Origin of the sequence: Variovorax boronicumulans, assembly GCF_040544675.1 — a bacterium.
GTDB classification, from domain to species: Bacteria; Pseudomonadota; Gammaproteobacteria; order Burkholderiales; family Burkholderiaceae_C; genus Variovorax; species Variovorax boronicumulans_D.
The window spans coordinates 111,909-133,123 of record NZ_JBEPKK010000011.1; the positions used below are offsets into that span (position 1 = coordinate 111,909).

Annotated in this window: 20 protein-coding genes and 1 tRNA gene; 8 read left to right on the forward strand and 13 right to left on the reverse strand. The window is 69.2% G+C overall.

From position 1 onward, the window contains the following. Position 1: 1 nt before the first annotated feature. The 7 genes from ABIC90_RS19490 to fdhD all read left to right on the forward strand — a co-directional run bounded on the left by ABIC90_RS19490 (position 2) and on the right by fdhD (position 7,196). Entirely contained in the window at positions 2–946 is a 945-nt protein-coding gene (locus ABIC90_RS19490) for a LysR family transcriptional regulator (RefSeq protein ID WP_354356910.1), read from the forward strand. 130 nt (positions 947–1,076) lie between these two features. Then, the gene (locus ABIC90_RS19495; RefSeq protein ID WP_354356912.1) at positions 1,077–1,424 is read left to right on the forward strand and encodes a winged helix-turn-helix domain-containing protein; all 348 of its coding nucleotides are present in this window, start codon (positions 1,077–1,079) and stop codon (positions 1,422–1,424) included. A gap of 79 nt (positions 1,425–1,503) precedes the next feature. Next, positions 1,504–2,187, forward strand: a complete 684-nt coding sequence (gene modB / locus ABIC90_RS19500) for a molybdate ABC transporter permease subunit (RefSeq protein WP_354356914.1) — start codon at positions 1,504–1,506, stop codon at positions 2,185–2,187. 25 nt (positions 2,188–2,212) lie between these two features. Then, positions 2,213–2,968, forward strand: a complete 756-nt coding sequence (gene modA, locus ABIC90_RS19505; RefSeq protein WP_354356916.1) for a molybdate ABC transporter substrate-binding protein — start codon at positions 2,213–2,215, stop codon at positions 2,966–2,968. Next, positions 2,965–3,756 (forward strand): ABC transporter ATP-binding protein, encoded by a 792-nt coding sequence (locus ABIC90_RS19510; RefSeq protein WP_354356918.1) that lies wholly within the window; start codon positions 2,965–2,967, stop codon positions 3,754–3,756. The genes modA and ABIC90_RS19510 overlap by 4 nt, the downstream gene beginning before the upstream one ends. An 82-nt stretch (positions 3,757–3,838) precedes the next feature. Continuing rightward, the gene (locus tag ABIC90_RS19515) at positions 3,839–6,199 is read left to right on the forward strand and encodes an FdhF/YdeP family oxidoreductase (RefSeq protein ID WP_354356920.1); all 2,361 of its coding nucleotides are present in this window, start codon (positions 3,839–3,841) and stop codon (positions 6,197–6,199) included. Positions 6,200–6,278: 79 nt separating this feature from the next. Further along, positions 6,279–7,196: a formate dehydrogenase accessory sulfurtransferase FdhD gene (gene fdhD, locus ABIC90_RS19520; protein WP_354356922.1), complete on the forward strand. Its 918-nt coding sequence runs from the start codon at positions 6,279–6,281 to the stop codon at positions 7,194–7,196. On the opposite strand, the gene mnmH is transcribed toward fdhD, so the two are convergent. From mnmH to ABIC90_RS19545, 5 genes are read right to left on the reverse strand one after another with little or no spacing between them, the layout of a single operon-like run. Then, a complete protein-coding gene (gene mnmH, locus ABIC90_RS19525) occupies positions 7,130–8,200 on the reverse strand; it encodes a tRNA 2-selenouridine(34) synthase MnmH (RefSeq protein WP_354356924.1) in 1,071 nt (356 codons plus the stop codon). The genes fdhD and mnmH overlap by 67 nt on opposite strands. Positions 8,201–8,241: 41 nt before the next feature. After that, complete coding sequence (gene phnE, locus ABIC90_RS19530) at positions 8,242–9,039, reverse strand: phosphonate ABC transporter, permease protein PhnE (protein WP_354356926.1); 798 nt, start codon at positions 9,037–9,039, stop codon at positions 8,242–8,244. Beyond that, on the reverse strand, positions 9,036–9,827 hold the full coding sequence (locus ABIC90_RS19535; protein WP_354357070.1) for a PhnE/PtxC family ABC transporter permease: 792 nt from the start codon (positions 9,825–9,827) through the stop codon (positions 9,036–9,038). Before ABIC90_RS19535 ends, phnE begins: the two co-directional genes overlap by 4 nt. Before the next feature lie 35 nt (positions 9,828–9,862). Beyond that, positions 9,863–10,696 (reverse strand): phosphonate ABC transporter ATP-binding protein, encoded by an 834-nt coding sequence (locus ABIC90_RS19540; protein ID WP_354356928.1) that lies wholly within the window; start codon positions 10,694–10,696, stop codon positions 9,863–9,865. An 18-nt stretch (positions 10,697–10,714) separates the two neighbouring features. Beyond that, positions 10,715–11,569 carry a putative selenate ABC transporter substrate-binding protein gene (locus ABIC90_RS19545; RefSeq protein ID WP_354356930.1) on the reverse strand — a complete coding sequence of 285 codons (855 nt, stop codon included), beginning with the start codon at positions 11,567–11,569 and terminating at the stop codon, positions 10,715–10,717. A 109-nt stretch (positions 11,570–11,678) separates the two neighbouring features. Here ABIC90_RS19545 and selD point away from each other — a divergent pair, with 109 nt between their 5' ends. Further along, entirely contained in the window at positions 11,679–12,758 is a 1,080-nt protein-coding gene (selD, locus tag ABIC90_RS19550; protein ID WP_354356932.1) for a selenide, water dikinase SelD, read from the forward strand. 111 nt (positions 12,759–12,869) lie between these two features. Here the strand turns inward: selD and ABIC90_RS19555 are convergent. From ABIC90_RS19555 to ABIC90_RS19590, 8 genes are all read right to left on the reverse strand, one after another. Then, a tRNA-Sec gene (locus ABIC90_RS19555) sits at positions 12,870–12,962 on the reverse strand. A gap of 11 nt (positions 12,963–12,973) precedes the next feature. Further along, positions 12,974–14,881: a selenocysteine-specific translation elongation factor gene (selB, locus tag ABIC90_RS19560; RefSeq protein WP_354356934.1), complete on the reverse strand. Its 1,908-nt coding sequence runs from the start codon at positions 14,879–14,881 to the stop codon at positions 12,974–12,976. A gap of 13 nt (positions 14,882–14,894) precedes the next feature. Then, on the reverse strand, positions 14,895–16,109 hold the full coding sequence (locus ABIC90_RS19565; protein ID WP_354356936.1) for a ferritin-like domain-containing protein: 1,215 nt from the start codon (positions 16,107–16,109) through the stop codon (positions 14,895–14,897). Next, positions 16,075–16,935 (reverse strand): phosphate/phosphite/phosphonate ABC transporter substrate-binding protein, encoded by an 861-nt coding sequence (locus ABIC90_RS19570; RefSeq protein WP_354356938.1) that lies wholly within the window; start codon positions 16,933–16,935, stop codon positions 16,075–16,077. Before ABIC90_RS19570 ends, ABIC90_RS19565 begins: the two co-directional genes overlap by 35 nt. A 13-nt stretch (positions 16,936–16,948) precedes the next feature. Continuing rightward, positions 16,949–18,064: an acyl-CoA dehydrogenase family protein gene (locus ABIC90_RS19575; protein ID WP_354356940.1), complete on the reverse strand. Its 1,116-nt coding sequence runs from the start codon at positions 18,062–18,064 to the stop codon at positions 16,949–16,951. 29 nt (positions 18,065–18,093) lie between these two features. Next, positions 18,094–19,542 (reverse strand): L-seryl-tRNA(Sec) selenium transferase, encoded by a 1,449-nt coding sequence (gene selA, locus ABIC90_RS19580; RefSeq protein ID WP_354356942.1) that lies wholly within the window; start codon positions 19,540–19,542, stop codon positions 18,094–18,096. Continuing rightward, positions 19,542–20,573 carry a formate dehydrogenase accessory protein FdhE gene (gene fdhE, locus ABIC90_RS19585; protein ID WP_354356944.1) on the reverse strand — a complete coding sequence of 344 codons (1,032 nt, stop codon included), beginning with the start codon at positions 20,571–20,573 and terminating at the stop codon, positions 19,542–19,544. Before fdhE ends, selA begins: the two co-directional genes overlap by 1 nt. A 10-nt stretch (positions 20,574–20,583) precedes the next feature. Next, complete coding sequence (locus ABIC90_RS19590; RefSeq protein WP_354356946.1) at positions 20,584–21,207, reverse strand: formate dehydrogenase subunit gamma; 624 nt, start codon at positions 21,205–21,207, stop codon at positions 20,584–20,586. Positions 21,208–21,215: the final 8 nt, after the last annotated feature.

Consider the following 21,215-nt stretch of genomic DNA (forward strand, 5'->3'; position numbering starts at 1 on the left):
GATGAACCTGCTTGCTTCGATGCGATATCTGGTCGCGCTGAGCGAGCACAAGCATTTCGGCCGGGCCGCGCAGGCCTGCCACATCACGCAGCCGGCGCTGTCGAACGCGTTGCGCGCCCTCGAAAGCGAGTTCGGCGTCGTCATCGTCAAGCGGGCGCGGGTGTACGTCGGCCTCACGCACGAGGGCGAGCGGGTGCTGGCCACGGCGCAGCGCATGCTGCGCGACAACGAGGTGCTGCTGCAGGAACTGCGCAGCGACGTCGACAACCCGCATGGCAGGCTGCGCATGGCCGCGGTGCCCACCGCCATTCCCATGCTGTCCCGCTTTGCGGCGATGCTGCACCGGCGGCATCCGGGCATCCTGCCGGCCGTGCTGTCGATGAGTTCGCAGGATCTGGAGACCGGACTGGAAAGCCTCGGGGTCGACCTCGCGCTCGGCTACACCAGGCGCATGCACCTGCCGGGTATCAAGCTCAGGGCGTGGCCGCAGAGCATCGAACACTACTTTCTGCTGCGCCGCGCCGCGACACCTTCGAAGGACCAGCTGCGCATCGGCGAGCCCATCACCTGGACCGAGGCCGGCAAGCTGCCCCTGTGCCTGCTCACCGCCGACATGCACAACCGCGCCATCATGGACCAGGCCCTGCGCGAAGCCGGCGTACCGGTGTCGGCGGCCATCGAGACCAACTCGGTGCTCACGCTCACGCTGGCCGTGAGCGCGGGCACCGTGAGCAGCGTGCTGCCGGGCGCCATGGTCGCGGCCGTGCGCAGCCATCGCGAGCTGGAGGCGCTGCCGCTGGTGGCGCCCGAGGTGCGCACGCCCATCGGCTTCATGACGCAGGACGGCGTGCGCTCTTCGCGCGCCCTCGATGCAGCACTGGCCTTTCTGCAGACGCCCGAGTGGGCCGAGCAGGTGCGCCTGCACAGCGGCACCTTGAGCGCCTGAAGGCGGCAGGCTCGGCCGCTGGCGTCGTTTCCGTGCCGACACAGCGCCGCTGGATGCAAGTGCAGGCATCGCGAGCGGATGGTTTACCCTTCGCGCTTCGCGTTTCGCCCGCTTTCGACCACCACCCGGCATGAAATCCAAAGTCCAGTTCCGCCTGCGCGTCTACAGGGATGACGCCATCGCCATCGGCCCCGGAAAGATCGCCGTGCTCGAGGCCGTGGCCGAGACGGGGTCGATCTCCGCGGCGGCCCGCCTGCTGGGCATGTCGTACCGCCGCGCGTGGATGCTGGTCGACGAGATGAACAAGGCCCTGGTTTCGCCCGCGGTGAACACGGCTGCCGGCGGCTCGCACGGCGGCGGCACGGCGCTCACGCCGGTGGGCGAGGAAATCGTCAAGCACTACCGCGCCATCGAGAACGCCGCCAAGCTGGCCACCGCGGCGAATATCCGGGCGCTGACACGGCTCCTGGCGCCCTGAGCCGCACGATCCGAAATTCAGCGCGCATGTGTCTTTGCGGGCGGCGGCGCGCGTCGTGCAACAATTCCGCTGTATTCCCATGAACACGACGAGCACACTCATCGCCTCGACCGACTGGTCTCCCCTGGTCCTGTCGCTCAAGGTCGCTTCGGTAGCGACCGTGCTGGCGCTGGTCGCGGGTGTGGCGTTGGGCTGGGTGTTCGCGCGCAAGCGCTTTTTCGGGCGCACCGTGCTGGAGGCGGTGTTCATGCTGCCGCTGGTGCTGCCGCCCACGGTGATCGGCTACGCCATCCTTGTCGCGGCCGGCCGTCGCAGTCCGCTGGGCGCTTGGCTGCGCGAGCACCTCGACTACACCATCATCTTCAGCTGGCACGGCGCCGTGGTGGCCTCGGCCGTGGTGGCGCTGCCGCTGGTGCTCAAGTCGGCGAGCGCCGCATTCGCCAACGTCGACCGCTCGCTCGAAGCCGCGGCCAGCACGCTGCGGCAGTCGCCGTTCTCGGTGTTCCTGCGTGTGACTTTGCCGCTGGCCTGGCCCGGCATCCTGGCCGGCACGCTGCTCGCGTTCGCACGGGCCATGGGCGAGTTCGGCGCCTCGCTGATGGTGGCGGGTTCCATTCCCAAGCAGACCCAGACGCTGTCGATGGCGATCTACGACGCGGTGCAGGCCGGGCATGACGACCTGGCGCTGCTGCTGGTGATCGTGACCTCGGTGCTGTCGATCGTCGTGCTGGTGCTGTCGAACCGGTTCTTTTCTCTTCGTTGAGTTGCCAATTTCCAGGAAACTGCCCATGCGCCCGTTCCGCCGCCTGTCCGCCGTCCTTGCCTTGGCACTGGCCCTTCCGCTGGCCGCCGCCGCGCAGCAGATCACCGTGTCCGCGGCCGCGAGCCTGACCGATGCGTTCAAGGAAATCGGCCCCAGGTTCGAGGCCGCCAGGCCCGGCGCCACGGTGCGCTTCAACTTTGCGGCTTCGGGCGTGCTGCTGCAGCAGATCGGGCAGGGCGCGCCGGTCGACGTGTTCGCGAGCGCCGACCAGGAGACGATGAACCGCGCCGCCGAGCAGAAGCTCATCGACACTGCCACCCGCAGGAACTTCGTGAGCAACAGCCTCGTGCTGATCGAGCCCGCTAAAGACGGCGTGGGCGTGAAGTCGCTGCAAGACCTGACGGGTGCGAGCGTCAGGAAGATCGCCATCGGCAAGACCGCCACCGTGCCGGTCGGCCGCTACACCAAGCAGGTGCTCGATGGCGCCAATCTCTGGACCGCGCTCGAACCCAGGTTCGTGCAGGCCGACAGCGTGCGCCAGGTGCTCGATTACGTGAGCCGTGGCGAGGTCGAGGCCGGCTTCGTCTACCGCACCGATGCGGCGGTGGTGGGCGACAAGGTCAGGATCGTGCTCTCGCCCTCGGGCAGCAGCCCCGTGACCTACCCGATCGCGGTGGTGGCTGACAGCAGGCAGAAGGCGCTGGCCAGCGACTTCCTTAATTTCCTCGTGACCGATGCCGCGCAGCAAGTGCTGGCCCGCTACGGATTCGGCAAGCCATGATCGACGTCGATCTGAAGCTCACGGTGCGGGACGGGGCCCGACGCTTCGACCTGGCCGCGCGCTTCCAGACCGACGTTCCCTTCGCCGCGCTCTACGGCCCGTCGGGTGCGGGCAAGTCGCTGACGATGCAGGCCATTGCCGGGCTGCTGCATCCGTCGTCGGGCCATGTGCGGCTGGACGGCCGCACGCTGTACGACGCGGCGCAGCGCATCGATGTGCCAGCGCCGGAGCGGCGCGTCGGCTATCTGTTCCAGAATTACGCGCTGTTTCCGCACCTCACGGTGCGCGAGAACGTGTGCTTCGGCCTCACCTCATGGCGCCGCCGCCGGCTGCCTGCGAAGGAAGCGGAAACCGTGCAGGCCCTGCTCGAAGGCTTCGGCCTCGCTGGTCTGGCCGACAGTCGGCCGCAAAAGCTCTCCGGCGGCCAGCAGCAGCGCGTGGCGCTCGCGCGCGCGCTGGCCTGCCAGCCGCAGGTGCTGCTGCTCGACGAGCCCTTTGCCGCCCTCAACCCGATGCTGCGCGCCGAACTGCGCAACGAACTCGCGCAGGTGCGCCGCCAGTGGGGCATTCCGGCGCTGATGATCACGCACGACATCGAGGACGTGCTCGCCCTCGCCGACGTCGCCTTCGTCTACAAGGACGGCCAGGTGGTGCGCGAGATCGACCTGCACACCGCCGAGAGCCGCGACATCGCGCTGCGCGAAGTGGCGGGCGTGCCGGCTGTCGAAGAGACGCCGCTGCGCAGCAAGTTGCGTGGGCTGCTGACGCAGGACGCAGCGGGGCGCTGAAGTCTCTTCATTTCCTTTTTGAATCGCCGCATGTCCCGATTCAATTTGACGCTCCCGGCACCCGCGGCGAACACTCGCTCGCATGAACAGTGAGCAGAAGATCGAGTTTTACAAGGGCCCGGCGGGCGGCTGGGGCGCACTCCGCAGCGTGACCCAGGCATTGCTGCGGCAGGACATTCCCCTCAAGGGCGCGAAGACGCTGCTCTCGGCCAACCAGCCCGACGGTTTCGACTGCCCCGGCTGTGCCTGGCCCGACCGCAACCACGCCTCCACCTTCGAGTTCTGCGAGAACGGCGTGAAGGCCGTGGCCGCCGAAGCCACCGCGCGCCGCGCCGGCCCCGAGCTGTTCGAGAAGCACACCGTGGCGCAACTGGCCGAGCAGAGCGATTTCTGGCTCGAAGACCAAGGCCGGCTCACGCACCCGATGGTCTACGACGCGGCCAGCGACAAGTACCTGCCCATCGAATGGGACGATGCCTTCGCATTGATCGCGCGCCACCTGAACGCGCTGCCCGATCCGAACCAGGCGATGTTCTACACCTCGGGCCGCGCGAGCAACGAAGCCGCCTTCCTGTACCAGCTCTTCGTGCGCGAGTACGGCACCAACAATTTTCCCGACTGCTCGAACATGTGCCACGAGCCCAGCGGCAACGGCATGCGCCCGCAGATCGGCGTGGGCAAGGGAACGGTCACGCTCGAGGATTTCGAGAAGGCCGACGCCATCTTCGTCTTCGGCCAGAACCCCGGCACCAACCATCCGCGCATGCTCGGCGAACTGCGCGCGGCATCCAGGCGGGGCGCGCGCATCGTGAGCTTCAACCCGTTGCGCGAGCGCGGCCTGGAGCGCTTTGCCGATCCGCAGGACAAGCTGGAGATGGCGACCCTGGGCTCCACGCCCATCAGCACGCACTACTTCCAGCTGCGCGTGGGCGGCGACTTCGCGGCCGTCAAGGGGATGATGAAGCACGTCATCGAGCGCGAAGACGCGGCCGCGGCGCGCGGCGAAGCCTCGGTGCTCGACCACGCCTTCATCGCCACGCACACCACCGGTTTCGAGTCGCTCGCGGACGACCTGCGCGCCGAATCGTGGGATGTGCTGGTGCAGGAGTCGGGCCTCACGCAGGCGCAGATCCGCGCCGCGGCCGAGGTGTACCTGGACGCAAAGAAGGTCATCGCCTGCTGGGGCATGGGCATCACGCAGCACCAGCACTCGGTGGCGACCATCCAGATGATTCTCAACTGGCTCATGCTGTGCGGCCACATGGGGCGCGAAGGCGCGGGCGCCTGCCCGGTGCGCGGCCACAGCAACGTGCAGGGCGACCGCACCATGGGCATCTGGGAGAAGCCGCCGGCGGCGCTGCTCGATCGGCTGCAAGAAGTGTTCGATTTCGAGCCGCCGCGCGCGAACGGCGTGGACACCGTCGAGGCGATCCAGCTGATGCTCGACGGCAAGGGGAAGGTCTTTTTCGCGCTTGGCGGCAACTTTGCCGCTGCCACACCCGACACCTGCCAGACCTGGAAGGGCCTGCGCCAGTGCGAGCTCACGGTGCACGTGGCCACCAAGCTCAACCGCAGCCACATCGTGCACGGGCGCGAGGCGCTGGTCCTGCCGTGCCTGGGCCGCACCGAGATCGACATGCAGGCCAGCGGCCCGCAGGGCGTGACGGTGGAAGACTCGATGAGCATGGTGCACATCTCGATGGGCATCAACCCGCCCGCGTCCGACCAGCTGCTGTCGGAGCCGGCCATCGTGGCGCGGCTCGCGGCGGCCACCATCGGCGCGCGCAGCAGGACGCCGTGGCTTTGGCTCATCGACGACTACGCACGCATCCGCGACAAGATCGAAGCGGTGTTCGACGAATTCAAGGACTTCAACGCCCGCGTGGCCAGGCCGGGCGGCTTTCGCCTGCGCAACGCCGCGAGCGAGCGCGTGTGGGACACCGCATCGAAGAAGGCCGTGTTCTTCACGCATGCGGTGCCGCGCGACACGCCCTCGCACCGGGCACGTCTGCGCATCCGCGACACGCTGGTGTTCACGCTCTTCACCACGCGCTCGCACGACCAGTACAACACCACCATCTACGGCATGGACGACCGCTACCGCGGTGTCTTCGGCCAGCGCCGCGTGGTCTTCATCCATGCCGAGGACATCCGCGCGCTCGGCATGAAGGACGGCGACTGGGTCGATCTGCAGACGGTGTGGAACGACGGCCAGGAACGTCGGGCCGATCGCTTCAGGCTCGTGGCCTACGACATTCCGCGCGGCAACATCGCCGCCTACTACCCCGAGACCAATCCGCTGGTGCCGCTGTCGGCCGTGGCCGAGAACGCGGGCACGCCGACGTCCAAGTCGATTCCCGTGGTGCTGGTGCCGCACGAACTGCCGATTGAAAAACTGACGGAGGAAGAGGGCCGCCGGGTCGCGCACCTCGAAGCCCCATGACGCGCGCAGATTCACACAAGGCCTCCTGCTGACGCAGACGTCGTCTGAGCGGACAATGGCCGGCCGACCCGGAGCCACCATGTCCCTGCCAGACCACGCCGATTCCGAAGACACCCTGCCATCGCTCTCACGACATGCCGTGCATGTGTTCGGCGAACGCGGCATGGGCCCCGAAGGCGCATTGCGCGACGACACGCTGGCCGCCGAGGTGCCGGTCGCGCTGGTCTTCAACGGCGTCTCGCACGCGGTGATGATGGCCACGCCGCTCGACCTCGAAGACTTTGCGCTGGGCTTTGCGCTCAGCGAAGGCATCCTCGACAGCGCCGCAGACTGCCGCGGCATCGAGGTGCGGACCATCGATGCCCTCTCGGCGGGCCTGCCCGAGGGCATGCCCGGCATCGAAGTGCAGCTCGACATCTCCACCCGCAGCTTCGAGCGCCTGAAGGGCCGCCGCCGCAGCCTCGCGGGCCGCACGGGATGCGGCGTGTGCGGCGTCGAAAGCTTCGCGGGGCTGGACATCACGCCCCAGCCCGTGCCGTCGCGCGACTGGATCGAACGGATCGATCTTGCGACCGTGCTGCGGGCCTTCGCCGCACTGCCCGCGCGCCAGGTGCTGAATGCCGAAGCCGGTGCGATCCATGCCGCGGGCTGGGCCACGGTGGACGGCGAACTCACGGACGTGATGGAAGACGTGGGCCGCCACAACGCGCTCGACAAGCTGCTGGGCAAGCTGGCGCGGGCAGGGCGGCTGGAGGAGCCCGGCTTCGTGCTGATGTCCAGCCGCGGCAGCCATGAGCTGGTGCGCAAGTGCGGGCGCCTGGGCATCGCGGCGATGGCGACGATCTCGGCGCCTACCGCGATGGGCGTGCGCATGGCCGAACTCAGCGGCCTGCGCTTCTGGGGGCTGTGCCGCGCGCCGCGCGGGGTGCTCTATGCCGACGGCTTGCCGCGCCCGTCCATGGCGCGCACCGCCTCGGCCACCGCCGCTATCCCCTGATCGCTGAGGTCCTGCGCCGCCACGCTGCGCCGCCGCTCCCACGCCTCGAAATGCCGCTCCTGCGACTTGCCGTAGTGCGGGTCGTAGTGCAGCGCCATCAGCTCCGCGAACAGCTTCGGCAGTTGCGCCTCATGCGCCCACTGCTGCCATCGCGCCACCGTTTCCTTGCCCTGCAGTTCCTTGAGCATCCCGAGCTTGTCCGCCAGCCCGGCGCGGTCGTCCCCCAGGTAGGCGTAGTCGCGCAGCAGGTAGTCGAGCCGAGCCTCGGGCGTGGCCGCCACCTCGATGCAGGGCGCGGCACGCATGCGCGCCACCAGCGACAGCGGCAGCGAGAGCCTTCCGATGCGGGCACTCTCGCCCTCGACGTACAGCGGGCGCTGGAGGTCTACCGCTTCGAGCACCGTCGCGATGCGTGTCTCGAAATGCTTTTGCGAAGGCTGCGCCACGCCGGGCAGCGAACCGAGCAGCGAACCCTTGTGGCTCGCGAAGTCTTCCAGATCCAGCACCTGTTCGCCGCGCGCGGCCAGCGCATGCAGCACGCGCGTCTTGGCGCTGCCGGTGGCGCCGCAGATCACGCGCAGGTCGAGCTGCGGGGTCAGCGCATCGATCTGCGTGATGACGTGCCGCCTGAAGCTCTTGTAGCCCCCGGCGAGCTGCTGCGCGTCCCAGCCCATCAGGCGCAGCCAGGTCACCATCGATCCGCTGCGCATGCCGCCGCGCCAGCAATAGACCAGCGGCTTCCACTTCTCGGGGCGGTCGGCGAGCGTGTCGCGCAGATGCCTGGCGATGTTGGCCGCCACCATCGCGCCGCCGATGCGCCGCGCCTCGAAGGCGCCGGTCTGCACGTAGACGGTGCCGACGATGCGGCGCTCCTCGTCGTCGAGCACCGGACAGTTGATGGCGCCGGGGATGCGGTCGAGCGCGAACTCGGCGGGCGAGCGGGCGTCGATGATCGTGTCGAAGGCGTGGTGGTCGCCGAAGCGCACGGGCTGGCGATGACTCATGGCAGTAACCTCATGGCCCCATTGTCCGGCGTGTCGGCCTGTCAGGCGTATGCAGGGCCAAGGCCCCGGCGCAAGCGGGCGCTCGCCAAGTCGACGAAGGTCACCAGCACGAACATCGCGATCAGCACCGTCATCGCCTGCTGCTGCTGGAAGATCGACAGGTGGAAGTACAGCAGTTGCCCCAGCCCGCCGCCGCCCACGAAGCCGAGCACCGCAGCCATGCGGATGTTCATCTCCCAGCGGTAGAGCGTGTAGGCCACCCACTGCGGCAGCACGATCGGCAGGCTCGCGTAGCTGAAGGCGGCGACGGGGCCGGCGCCCGAGAGCGTGAGCGCGTGTTCGGGCTCGCGCGGGGCGTTTTCCAGCGCCTCGGCGAAGAGGCGGCCCAGCACGCCGGTGGTGTGCAGCGACAGGGCCAGCGCCCCGGCAAAGGGGCCGATGCCGGCGGCCAGCACCATCAGCGCGGCCCAGACCAGCTCGGGCACGCTGCGCAACAGGTTGAGTGCAAAGCGCGCGGCCTGGCGCGGCAGCCAGCCCGCGCGACCGGAGGCGGGCAGCGCAAGCACCGCGCCCGCCACGGCCGCCAGCACGGTGCCGAGCGCCGACACGGCCAGCGTCTGCAGCGCGCCGTTGCCGACCTTGGCAAGGAAGTCCGGCGACACATCGGGCGGGAAGAACTCGGCGATGAACTTGCCCATGAGCCGCAGCGATTCGGACGAACCCAGCGCGCGGTAGTCGATGCCCAGGTACACAAAGCTCGCGATCACCGCCGCCGCGATCAGCAGCAGCGCGAACCGGCAGCGCAGGCAAGGGGGCGGACGCGGTGGCAACGGGGTCATGCGAGCAGCTTTCGCAACGCATTGCTCATCACATCGGCCAGCAGCACCAGCGCCAGGAACACCAGCAGGATGCTGCTGGCCTCGCCGCCGTTGAGCATCTTCATCGACTGGTCCATCAGCTGGCCCAGGCCGCCCGCGCCGACGAAGCCCATCACCACCGAAGCGCGCACCGCGCATTCCCAGCGGTACACGGTGTACGAGGCCAGCTCCTGCGCCGTGTTCGGCAAGAGGCCGTAGCACAGCGCCGCGAGCCGGCCGCTGCCGCCTTCGAGCAGCGCGCGCGCGGGGCGCGTGTCGGTCGATTCGAGGATCTCGGCGTAGACCTTGCCGAGCATGCCGCCGTAGGTGATGGCCAGCGCCAGCACGCCAGCCGCGGGGCCGAGGCCGAGCGCGCGCACGAAGAGCAGCGCCCACACGATCTCGGGAATCGCGCGCAGCACCATCAGCAGCCAGCGCGCCGCCTGCCGCACGATGCCGGCCTGCACGCGCCCCGGCCCCGGACCGATGCGCGAGATGGAAAGGGCGCGCGTGGTCACGAAGGCGAGCGGCGCGCCGATCAAAAGCGCGAGCGCGGTGCCGGCCGTGGCCATGGCCAGCGTCTCCAGCGTGGCCTTGGCGAGCAGCGCGAGAAAGTCGGGCGAGCCCTCGGGCGGAAAGAAGCCTGCGAGAAAGCCACCGATGACCGCCAGGTTGCCGCTGCCGAACAATGCCCACGGCTTGAACTCGGACAGCACCAGCATCGGCCACGCGATGACCAGCGCGCTGAGCCAGAAGGCCAGCCGCCGCATGGCCTGCGGGTCGCGCCGGGCAATGGCGGGCGTGCTCACGGGCAGTCGGGCCGCTGGAAAGCCGGTTCGGCCACGCCGGTGACTTCGGATGCGGCGACCGGCTGCGGCGCCCGTTGCACCGCCACGCCGCCTTCGCTCGCATAGAGCGCATCGAGCATGGCGGGCGTGACCTCGGCGGTCGGCAGGTCGAACATCACCTGTCCGCGGCGCATGCCCACGATGCGCGGAAACCAGCGCAGCGCCAGGTCCACCGCGTGCAGCGAGGCGACCAGCGTGGCGCCGGTGGCTTCGCTTTGCGCGACGAGCTGGCCGACCGCCCCATCAGCCAGCGTCGGGTCGAGCGCGGAGACGGGTTCGTCGGCCAGCAACAGGGCCGGGCGCTGGTACAGCACGCGCGCGATGCCGATGCGCTGCAGCTGGCCGCCGGAGAGGCGGTCGCAGCGGTCGAACAGGCGGTCTTCGAGCGCGAGGCGCGACAACACTTCGTGCGCGCCCGCGATGTCCGAGGGATAGAAGAGCGAACCCAGCGCGCGCAGCACCGACCACTCGCCCAGGCGTCCCGCCAGCACCGCGGTGACCACGCGCAGGCGCGGCGCGATCGGCGGCGCCTGGTGCACCGTGCCGATGCGGGCACGCAGCTTTTTCAGCGCGCCGGCCGGCAATTGCCACGGCTTCGCGCCCAGTGCCTGCACTTCGCCTTCACCGGGACGCAATGCGGCGCCAAGCACGCGCAGCAGCGTCGTCTTGCCCGCGCCCGAGGGGCCGATGACGGCGATGCGCTCGCCGTCGCGCGCGGACAGCGTCACGCCGGCCAGCGCGCGCTGGCCGTTGGGGTGCACCACGCCCACGCCGTCGAGCGAAAAACCCATCCGCGCGTTCTCGCTTGCTTACTTGATGAGGCCGGCCGACTTCCCCGCCGTCTCGATGCCGTCGTAGTTCGACGACTTGGTCGCGATGAACTTGCTCGCGCGCTGCAGCGCCATGATTTCCTTGTGCGCCGGGTTGGCCGGGTCGAGCTTGAGGAACGCATCCGTCAGCTTCTTCCGCAGCGCCGGGTCCATGCCTGGGCGCACCGTCCAGTTGTAGTCGTAATAGGTCGGTGTGGTCGCGAGCACGCGCACCTTGGCGGCGTTGGGGTTCTTGGATTCGACCAGCTTGTCCCACACCGACGCATTGAGCACGCCCGCCTCGGCGCGCGATGCCGCCACGAAGGCCACGGTCGCGTCGTGCGCGCCCGAGAACGCAACCGTCTTGAAGTCTTTCTCGGGGTTGATGCCGGCCTGCAGCAGGAAGTAGCGCGGCATCAGGCTGCCCGAGGTAGACGAGGGCGCGCCGAACGCAAAGGTCTTGCCCTTCAGGTCGGCCAGCGTCTTGGCGGTGCTGTCGATGGGCACGATGAACTTGCTGGTGAACACCTCGTCTTCGGCGCGCTGCGCGATGGGCACCGCGCCGCCGTTGGTGCGGATGCGCGCCTGCACGAAGGTGAAGCCGCCCAGCCAGGCCAGGTCGATCTTGTTTGTCGCCAGGCCCTCGACCACGGCGGCGTAGTCGGTCACGGGCGTGAACTGCACGTCCATGCCGGTTTCCTTCTTCAGGTAGTCGCCCAGCGGCGTGAACTTGCGCTGCAGTTCGGTGGGCGCCTCGTCGGGAATGGCCGACACGCGCAGCACGCCCTGGGCGAGCGCGCCTAAGCTGGCGAGGGAAACGGTGAACGCGAGCGCGATCCGGGAGAGCTTGTTCATGGGGGAGGCCTGTGAGGGTGATGAAAAAAGGGGTGTATCGACGGTGATGGGCGCAGCGCGGGCGAGGCTTCGATAATCGCGGCTTGTCTCATCCGATCCGATAGCCGCCATGACCGATGCCGCAACTTCCAAGCTCCTGAACCCGCTGGCGCCGCTTCGGCTCACCAGCTTCTCGCATGGCGGCGGCTGCGGCTGCAAGATCGCGCCCGGGGTGCTGTCGCAGATATTGAAGAACCACGCGGGGGGGATGATCCCGCCCGAGCTCATGGTGGGCATCGAGACCGCCGACGACGCGGCAGTCTACAGGCTCAACGACCAGCAGGCGCTGATCGCCACCACCGACTTCTTCATGCCCATCGTGGACGACCCCTACGAGTTCGGGCGCATCGCGGCCACCAATGCCATCAGCGACGTGTACGCGATGGGCGGCCGGCCGATCATGGCGCTCGCGCTCGTGGCCATGCCGATCAATCAGCTGCCCGTGGAAGTGATCGCCGAGATCGTGCGCGGCGGGCAGGACGTGTGCCGCGCGGCGGGCATTCCGATTGCGGGCGGCCACACCATCGATTCGGTCGAACCCATCTACGGCCTCGTCGCAATGGGCCTGGTGCATCCCGACCGCGTGCGCCGCAATGCCGATGCGAAGGCCGGCGATGTGCTGGTGCTGGGCAAGCCGCTGGGCGTGGGCGTGCTGTCCGCGGCGCTCAAGAAGGAGCAGTTGTCCGAGGCTGGCTACCGCCAGCTGATCGAGAACACCACCAAGCTCAACACGCCCGGCATCGCACTCTCGGCGCTCGACGGCGTGCATGCGCTGACCGACGTGACGGGTTTCGGCCTCGCAGGCCACACGCTCGAACTGGCGCGGGGCGCGAAGCTCACCGCCGTCGTCGAATGGTCGAAGGTGCCGTTGCTCGACAACGTGGTCGCGATGGCCGCTGAAGGTTTCGTCACCGGCGCATCGGGCCGCAACTGGGCGGGCTACGGCGTCGACGTGGAACTGGCCGCGGGCCTGCCGCTCACCGCGCAGAACCTGCTGAGCGATCCGCAGACGTCGGGCGGCCTGCTCGTGAGCTGCGCGCCTGAAGCGGCCGATGCGGTGCTGGAGATCTTCCGGAAGGAAGGGTTTGCGCAAGCGGCCGTGATCGGCCGCGTCGAAGCCGGGAAGCCCGCGCTGCGCGTCGTGTCCTGAATCAACGGCTGTCCTACGCCAGCGCGTTGGGTGGGCAGTCGCCGTCGCGAGCGGTTCGAGCATCGCAGGCGCGAGATCGAATCGCGCAGCAGGCGAATGCCCGCCCGACGGCGGAAGGGGGAAGGAGTCGAACCTTCCCGGCGACGCATGGCGCCACCCACTGGGTTTGAAGCCCAGCCGCCCCACCAGGGACGATCCCCTCCCATGAGCGCTGTTCACGGGCTCGCCCCGAACAGCGACGTATCGGGCCGCAGCAGGTGCGTGTCTTTCACGCGCCGCGTATAGCCCACACGATCGAAAAATTCCAGCAACTGGATCGCGCGCTTGCGCCCCAACCCCGTCGCATCGCGAAAACTCGCCGCCTGCAACCCCTCGGGTTGCGCAAGGCAATCGCGCGCCAGCCCGGCCAGCCGTTCGACGGTCGCCAGCGGATAGTACAAGTCCTTCACCACCTGGAAGGTCTCGCCGCGCCGCGCGAGGCTCGCAAGGGTTTGCCGCACCATCGCTTCGCTGGCCCCGCTGTCCTTGGCCAGGTCGCGCACCCAGGGCGGATCGAAGCCGCCGTCGGCCAGCTTGGGCAGCAGTTTCTGCGCGAGCTTCTGCTCCACCTCGTTGAGCCGCGCCGCGTGGTCGGGCAGGTGCAGCCAGGTGCCGCTGCGCACCAGCGCGCCGCGTGCGACCAGCGCATCGAGCGCATGGCGCCACAGCGCATCGTCGGTGCGTGGGCCGGCGAGGCGCTTGAGGCGGCGCGCGTCGGGGCCGACCTCGTCGGGCGCCGTGCGATGGAATTCCGCGAGGCGTTCGGTGATCTGTTCCTCGAGTGTGTCCAGATGCTCTTGCGCGATGGCTGTGTGCACGATGCGCACCGCATCGTCGGGCAGTGGCAACGCAGTTTCGTCTGCCAGCGAGAGCGCACGCGCCAGCTGTGCGGCGTCGATGCCGAGCGGCGCGTTGTGCAACAGCGCCGCGACGCGCGGCGCCCGTTCGTCGATGGCCCATGCCGCGAGCGTGCGCAGCCGCTCGGGCGTACGCCGGTAGCGCACCGGTGCGAAGGGATCGAGCACGCGCACGCCCGCCACGGTGCGCGTGGCCGAGGCATCGCGCAGCACGCCGCGGTCGCCGTGCCATGCGCCGACCTTCTCGCGCAGCACCAGTTGGGCCACGGCCGTCTCGCCGGGCGCGAGCGTGTCGCGGTCGAGCAGCGCGATCGACGCCATCACGTCGCTCGCGCCGAGATGTGCATGCACCGTTGCGCCCGAACGCAGCGACTTGGCCTCGTCGGGCCACAGCGTGAGCAGCACGTCGATGCGGTCGGTCGCCAGCGCGATGGCCGGCGTGCAGACCCAGTCGCCCCGGTGCGCCTCGTCCTTGGCCACACCCGCCAATGCGAGCGCGCAGCGCTGACCCGCATGCGCCGACTCGGCCTGCTGGTTCTGTGCGTGGATGCCACGCACCCGCACCGAACGCTCGCCGGGCCCGAGCCGCAGTTCGTCGCCGATGCGCACCGTGCCGCTGAAGACCGTGCCGGTCACCACGGTGCCGACGCCCGACAGCGTGAAGGCGCGATCGACGGCGAGGCGGAAGGCGAGGCCGTCTTCGCGCGTGCGCTCCTCGCGCGCGACGTCGAGCAGCCGCGCGCGCAGCGCGTCGATGCCTTCGCCGGTGGTGGCCGACACCGCGAGCATCGGCGCGTTCGCTAGCGGCGTGGGCGCGAGCAGCGCTGCGACCTCCGCTTGCACCTCGGCCACCCTGGCCGCGCGGGTCGCCGCATCGACGCGGTCGATCTTGGTGATCGCCACCGTGGCATCGCGCACGCCGAGCAGCGCCACCACGGCCAGATGCTCACGCGTCTGCGGCATCACGCCGTCGTCCGCCGCCACCACGAGCAGCGCGTGGTCGATGCCGGTCGCGCCGGCCAGCATGGTGTGCAGCAGCCGCTCGTGGCCCGGCACATCGACGAAGCCGAGCGAGACGCCCTCGGGCGCATGCAGGTACGCGTAGCCCAGCTCGATCGAGATGCCGCGCCGTTTTTCTTCGGGCAGCCGGTCGGTGTCCACGCCGGTGAGCGCACGCACCAGCGTGGTCTTGCCGTGGTCGATGTGGCCTGCGGTGCCGATGATCATCGTGGCCGCCTCATCACATGAAGTTGCGCGTGTGCAGCGCGGAGAGCCGCTCGGCCTCGTCGCGCTCGAAGCCCAGCCGCGCCAGGCGTGCGCGCCGGCCGGCGGCCATGTCGCGCTGCATTTGCTGCACGGCCGCATGGCCGCGCGCGATGGCAGCGGGTGAGAGCTCGCCGGCCGCGAGCAGCACCAGCGCATCGAACACTTCCTCGTTGAGGCCCGCGGTGCTGGCCAGCGCGTCATAGCGCACCTCGATGGCATTGCGCAGCTTCGCCTGGTAGTCGGGCTGTACCGAGAGCCGGTATTCCAGATGCGCCATGCCGAAAGCCACATGGCGCGCCTCGTCGCGCGCTGTGAGCCGTGCGATCTGCCGCGTCACCGGGTCGGGCGCATTCGCCTGCAGGAAGTTGAGCAGGTTCACGAAGCTGCCTTCGCCGAGCACGGCCAGCAGGAAGGTGGCGACCGAAAAATCCGGCGCATCGAACAGCGTGCGCAGCGACGCCTGGCCTCCGGCCGTCGAGAGGGCGGGCTCGTGGCCGCGCAGCGTGGCGCGCCGTGTGAATACCTCGACGTGCCGCGCCTCGTCGGCGCATTGCAGCGCCAGCAACTGCAGCACCTCGCGGTAATGCGGATGGATCTGCCCCAGGTGCCGCGCCGGCACCAGCAGCGCGGCGTTTTCGTTCTCGATCAGGTAGGTCATCACCTGCACCACCGCGGCTTCGATGGGCGGCGGCAGGTCGAAATCGGCGTCCCAGTCGATGGCGGTCGACGGGTCCCATTGCGAGGCCGCCGCCTGCCGGTAGAGATCGCCCGCCGTCGCGGCCCACAGCTCGTGGCGGCGGTGCAGCGCGAAGAAGAAGCCGGGGCTGCCGGCCTCGACGGTGGCGCCGCGCGCGGCCAGCCCCCAGCCGGGTTCGGCATCGTCTGCAGGTGCGCCGTTGATATCGCCGAGTGCGGTACCGGTCGGCTTGGCATCATGCCAACGGCCCTCGGCGTGCGGGCCGCGCGTGATGCGTGCCAGCGGCAGGCCGGCCACCGTGTCGAAGTTCAGCGGATGCCCCTGGCTGCGGCACCAGGCCTCCAGGTGCATCTCCCAATCCGGCGAGCGCCCGCGCACCTGCAGCTCGCCCCCCACCGGCCGTTCGGCCAGCGCGCGGCGAATGAGCAGCAGGGCGCCCTGGTCCAGGCCCAGCGACTCAATATCGATAGTCGGGATTGAGGATGGCGCCATCGCGGCTGTAGAAGTTCTCGTCGTCCACCGCGCGCTCGAGCAGCGCATAGCCGCTGGTGCGGCCCGCGCGCCATTCGCGCAGGCCCTCGAGCTCGAGCAGCGGCCGCACTTGCGGGTCGTCCCAGCGCATCGCCATCAGCAGCGAGACGAAACGTTCGATCAGTTCGGCGGGTGCACCCGGACTGGTGGTGAAGTTGCAGTGGTCGTATGCCCCGGTGCGCGCAATCACGCGTGTGCTCCCCGAAGGCAGTGTGCCGTCCAGGCCGAAGGCCAGGTGATTGCCGTCGATGAGGCAGCAGGCATCGACCTCGCCCGCCATCAGCGCGACGGCCGCGTCGCGTTCGCCGCCGATGTGGTCGCCGTGCTTGCCACCCAGCACGTCGAAGTAGCGCAGCGAAAAGTCGCGCGGTTTCACGAGGCCTTCGCTGCGCAGGTGATCGAGCGGGATCAGCGTGGCCTGCGGCGAGTCGAGCGCTCCCATGCCCACCGTCTTGCCGCGCAGTTCGGCCAGCGTCTGCACCGGGCTGTCGGCGCGCACGACGATGGCCGAGCGCAGGTCGCAGTCGGTGTCGCGCATCGCCACGGCCTGCACCTTCTGGCCGCGGCTGCGCGCGATGCGGTCGGCGCGCACCCAGGCCAGCGGCGAGTTCCACGCCAGGTGCAGCGTGCCGTCGAACTGCGCCTCGACCTGCTTTTCGTAGTTCGAATACAGCACGTAGTCGAAGGGCAGGCCGTTCTTCACGAAGAAGGCCTTGAAGCCCTCCCAGATGGTGACGACCTTGGGCGCGTAGGCGACGGCGCCCATGATCAATACCGGTTCGGACATGGCAAGAGGCCTTTCAGAACAACGGGAGGCCGGTGATGGCCTTGCCGATGAAGTCGTAGAGCACGTCGGAGGTCGGTGCCATCACGCTCGATGCGCGCGCATCGCGGAACAGGCGCTCGATGCCGGCCTCCTTGCGGAAGGCCGCGCCGCCGCACACGCGCATGGCGATGTCGGTCACCTCGAGCGCGCTTTCCGCCGCGGCCGCCTTCACTTCGAGCACGCGCAGCATGGTGTCGGCGCGACCCGTGCCGATGGCGGCCACGGTGTCGTCGAGCAGCGCCTGCACCATGTCGGTCTTGATGCGGGCCCGCGCGAGATAGGCGCGGACGGTGGGCAGGTCGGCCAGGGACGAGTCCAGGTGCACATGCTTCGTCTGGCTCACATGGCCGATGGCGCGGCTCAATGCGCCTTCCATCAGGCCGACCGAGCATGCGGCGCTGAGCACCGAGAACCAGGGCAGCACCACGCCCATCATCGTGTCGAAGCCCTTGCCGTCTTCGCCCAGGCGCGCGTCGGCGCCGATGCGCACATCCTTCGCGGTGATCGGCGTGGAGGTATTGCCGCGCAGGCCCAACCCGTCGAAGCGGCCGGGTTGGGTGAGGCCGTCGGACTTCGCATCGACCAGCCACAGCGTGCTCGCGCCTTCGGCCGCGAGCGGCTTGCTCGACCAGACATAGCTGTCGGCCTCGAAGGCGGAGGTGACCCAGCTCTTGCGCGCATCGAGCACCACGTTCGCGCCGTCCGCGCGGGCGGTGCCGGTGGGCGCCCAGAAGTGGCTGCGCGAGTCGGCCTCGGAGAAGGCGAGGGTGCCCAGGTGCTTGCCTTTGGCGATCGCCTTGCGCACGGCCTCGGGGCCTTGTTGCTCCAGCACGGCCGTGGCGCAGTAGTGCATGCACACCACCATCGCCGTGGAGGGGCAGGTCTGCGCGATGCGCGAGACCACCTGCGCGGCTTCCTTCAGCCCCAGGCCCTGGCCGCCGACCGACGTGGCCGAGACCAGCCCGAGCAGGCCTGCCTTGCCCAGCGCCTGGATCGTCTCTCGTGGAAAGCGTGCCTCGCTGTCGGTGCGCGAAGCCAATGGCTGCAGCGTTTCCGTTTCGATACCGGCGAGCACGTCGAGGGGATTCATCGCTTTCTCCTGTGGGTTGAGGTAGGGAGCTACAGCAGCCGCTCGCGCAATTCGCCGAGCTGGGCCGTGAAGGGGGCGCTGTCTTCGAGGCAGCGCAGGTCGAGTAGGAGGCGGTCTTCCGCGATGCGGCCAATCACCGGCAGCGGCAGGCCGCGCAAGGCGGTGGCGAGCTTGTCGAGCGCCGTGCCCAGGCCCTTTTTCGCGGTGCCGGCCGGCGCGAGCGCGAGTCCGGCGGAGGGCAGTCGCTCCACCGGCAGCGAGCCCGAGCCGATCTGCCCCAGCAGCGGCACCACCTCGACGGTGAAGCGCGGCGATACGGCCGCCTGCACGGCAGGCAGTAGCGACTCGGCCATCTCTCGGATCGAGTCGGTCGGGCGCGTGAGCAGGCGCAGCGTCGGAAGGTCTTTCGCCAGGCGCTCGGGCCGCAGGTACAGCGAGAGCGTTGCTTCGAGCGCAGCCAGCGGCAGCTTGCTCATGCGCAGCGCGCGCTTCATCGGGAACTTGCGGATGCGGCCCACGGCCTCCTTGCTGCCGACGATGAGCCCGGCCTGCGGACCGCCCAGCAGCTTGTCGCCCGAGAAGGTGACCACGTCGCAGCCGGCCGCGAGCATCTCCTGCGGCAGCGGCTCGCGCGGCAGGCCGTAGTGCGCCAGGTCGATGAGCGAGCCGCTGCCCAGGTCGGTCGCCAGCGGCACGCCGCGCGCATGCGCGATGCCGGCGAGCGTGGCCTCGCCGACCGCGGCGGTGAAGCCCTGCACCGCGTAGTTGCTGGTGTGCACCTTCATCACGAGCGCGGTCTGCGCGTTGATGGCACGTTCGTAGTCCTGCGGGTGCGTGCGGTTGGTAGTGCCCACTTCGACCATGCGCGCGCCGGCGCTGGCCATCACGTCGGGCATGCGGAAGGCGCCGCCGATCTCGACCAGCTCCCCGCGCGAGACGATGATTTCACGGTCGCGCGCGAGCGCCGCGATGGTGAGCAGCACCGCGGCCGCGTTGTTGTTGACCACCGTCGCGGCCTCGGCGCCGGTGATGGTGCACAGCAGCTCTTCGATCAACGAATCGCGGTCGCCGCGGCTGCCGGTGGCGAGGTCGTACTCGAGGTTGTTGGGCGAGGTCATCACAGCGAGCAGGCGCTGCAGTGCGGCATCGGACAGCAGCGCGCGTCCGAGGTTGGTGTGGATGACGGTGCCGGTGAGGTTCAGCACGGCGCGCATGCGCGGTGCGAGGCGGTCCTGCACGCGTGCGGCGAGTGCCTCGCTCAGCGCTTGTGCCTGCACCTCGGCGGTGGAGAGCTTGCCGGCCACGGCCCGTGCACGGAGCCCTTCGAGGAGCGCGCGCGCTTCACCGACGATGAGGGTGCGCCCATGCTCGGCCAGCAGGGCGCGCGGCGCATCGGCGCGCAGCAGTTGATCGACAGAAGGCAGATCCTGGGGCCTTGCCGTCGAGCCGTGGACCACGGACTCTTCGGGCGCTGCCATCAGCCGCCTCCGCCGTCGTCGAGGATTTCTTCAGGGTCGCCGAACAGCAGCATCAGGTTGTGGCCGCTGCGTTGATGGCCGGCGTCAGAGACCAGCAGGTCGAGCGTGACGCTCGCCAGGTCATCGGCGACAGGTTCGACCTCGGGGTCTTTTTCCATCGCGATCTGCTTGAGGTAGTGGCCGCAACTGTCGCAGCACTCGGCCTTCACCGCGCCTTCGCGCGCGCCGGTGGCGGGCAGCTCGATGCCGGGCTCGGGCGCGAGCGATTCGAAATGGATGCCCTTGGTACTGTCGCAGTGCGTGCACTTGATGCGCACGTAGTGCCACTCGGTGCTGCACAGCGAGCAATGAAGGTAGCGAAAGCCCGCTTCGTCGGCACCGATGCGCGTGATGCTCGCGGTGGGCGCGCTGCCGCAGCACGGACATTCGTTGCCGGGATCGGTGCGGCCATAGATGTTCTCGCCGTTGCGCTCGGCCACCTGCAGCACGAGCTGTGTCCAGTAGGCCTGCAGGCCGGAAGCGATCAGCGGGGCCGCGGCCAGGTCGAGCCCGAACATGATGCGGCGCGAGAGCAGGTCGGCCTGCTGGTCGAGCCAGCCGTCATCGGCGGCCACCACGCGGTCGAGCGTGTCGCGCGCCGCGCCTTCGGGCAGGCGTGCGCGGAAGAGGCCGAGCAAGCGCCGCAGTTCCGAGCGCCACACCGCATCGCGTGTCCAGCCGAAGGCGGGCATCGGCGGCTTGAGCACCTTCGCAGCGGCTTCCAGCGCTTCGGATTCGGGGAGAGAGACGGCCGGGTAGTCCCGCAGCACCTGGTGCTGCGCCTGCGCGAGGTCGGCGATGAAGATCAGGTACTCGCGCATCGGGTGCGAGGCCGCGAGCTGGCGCAGCCGCACCTGCCGGTCGGAGAACACCGCGGCGCGCACCGGCAGGCGCAGGAACGGCATCTGCCGCCCGGCCTGCATGGCGATCTGTTCAGGGTCTAGAACGCGCGTGGTGCGGATCGGTGGCGGATTGCCGGTGGGGCTCGTCATCGGCGCAGTATCACTCACCGCGCGTCATTTTGCGATGCCAGAGTGGATGGTTCAGTTTGGCCCAGCCCTCGGTGACTGTGCCGCGCGTCATTGCGCGGATGCTGCCCTTGACCCACAGCGCGGCATAGATGTGCGTGATCACCGAAAGGATCAGCACCACGGCCGAGACCGAATGCACCACCACCGCGATGCGCCGCAAGAGGATCGGGAAGAAGCCCACGAACCACGGGCTCCAGAACATGAAGCCCGTCACGAACAGCAGCAACAGGCTGATGCCGAAGGCCCAGAACACCAGCTTCTGCCCTGCGTTGTATTTGCCGACCGGCGGCATGCCCGACTTGTCGCCCTTGAGGAGCTTGGGCGCGCTCTTGATCCATTCCCGGTCGCCGCGGTCGAGAAGGTTCTCGCGCCACATCGTGAAGAACAGGAACACGAAGCCCAGCACCATCAGCACGCCGAGAAAGGGATGCAGGATGCGCGTCCACGGCCCGCCGCCGAACAGCGCGCTCAAGAAGAACAGGCTGGGGTGGAAGAAGGCCAGGCCTGAGAGCGCCGCCGCAAAGAACATCAGCGCCACGAACCAGTGGTTCATGCGGGTGGCGTCGCGGTAGCGGCGAAGGTAGCGTGTGGTCATCGCGTTCT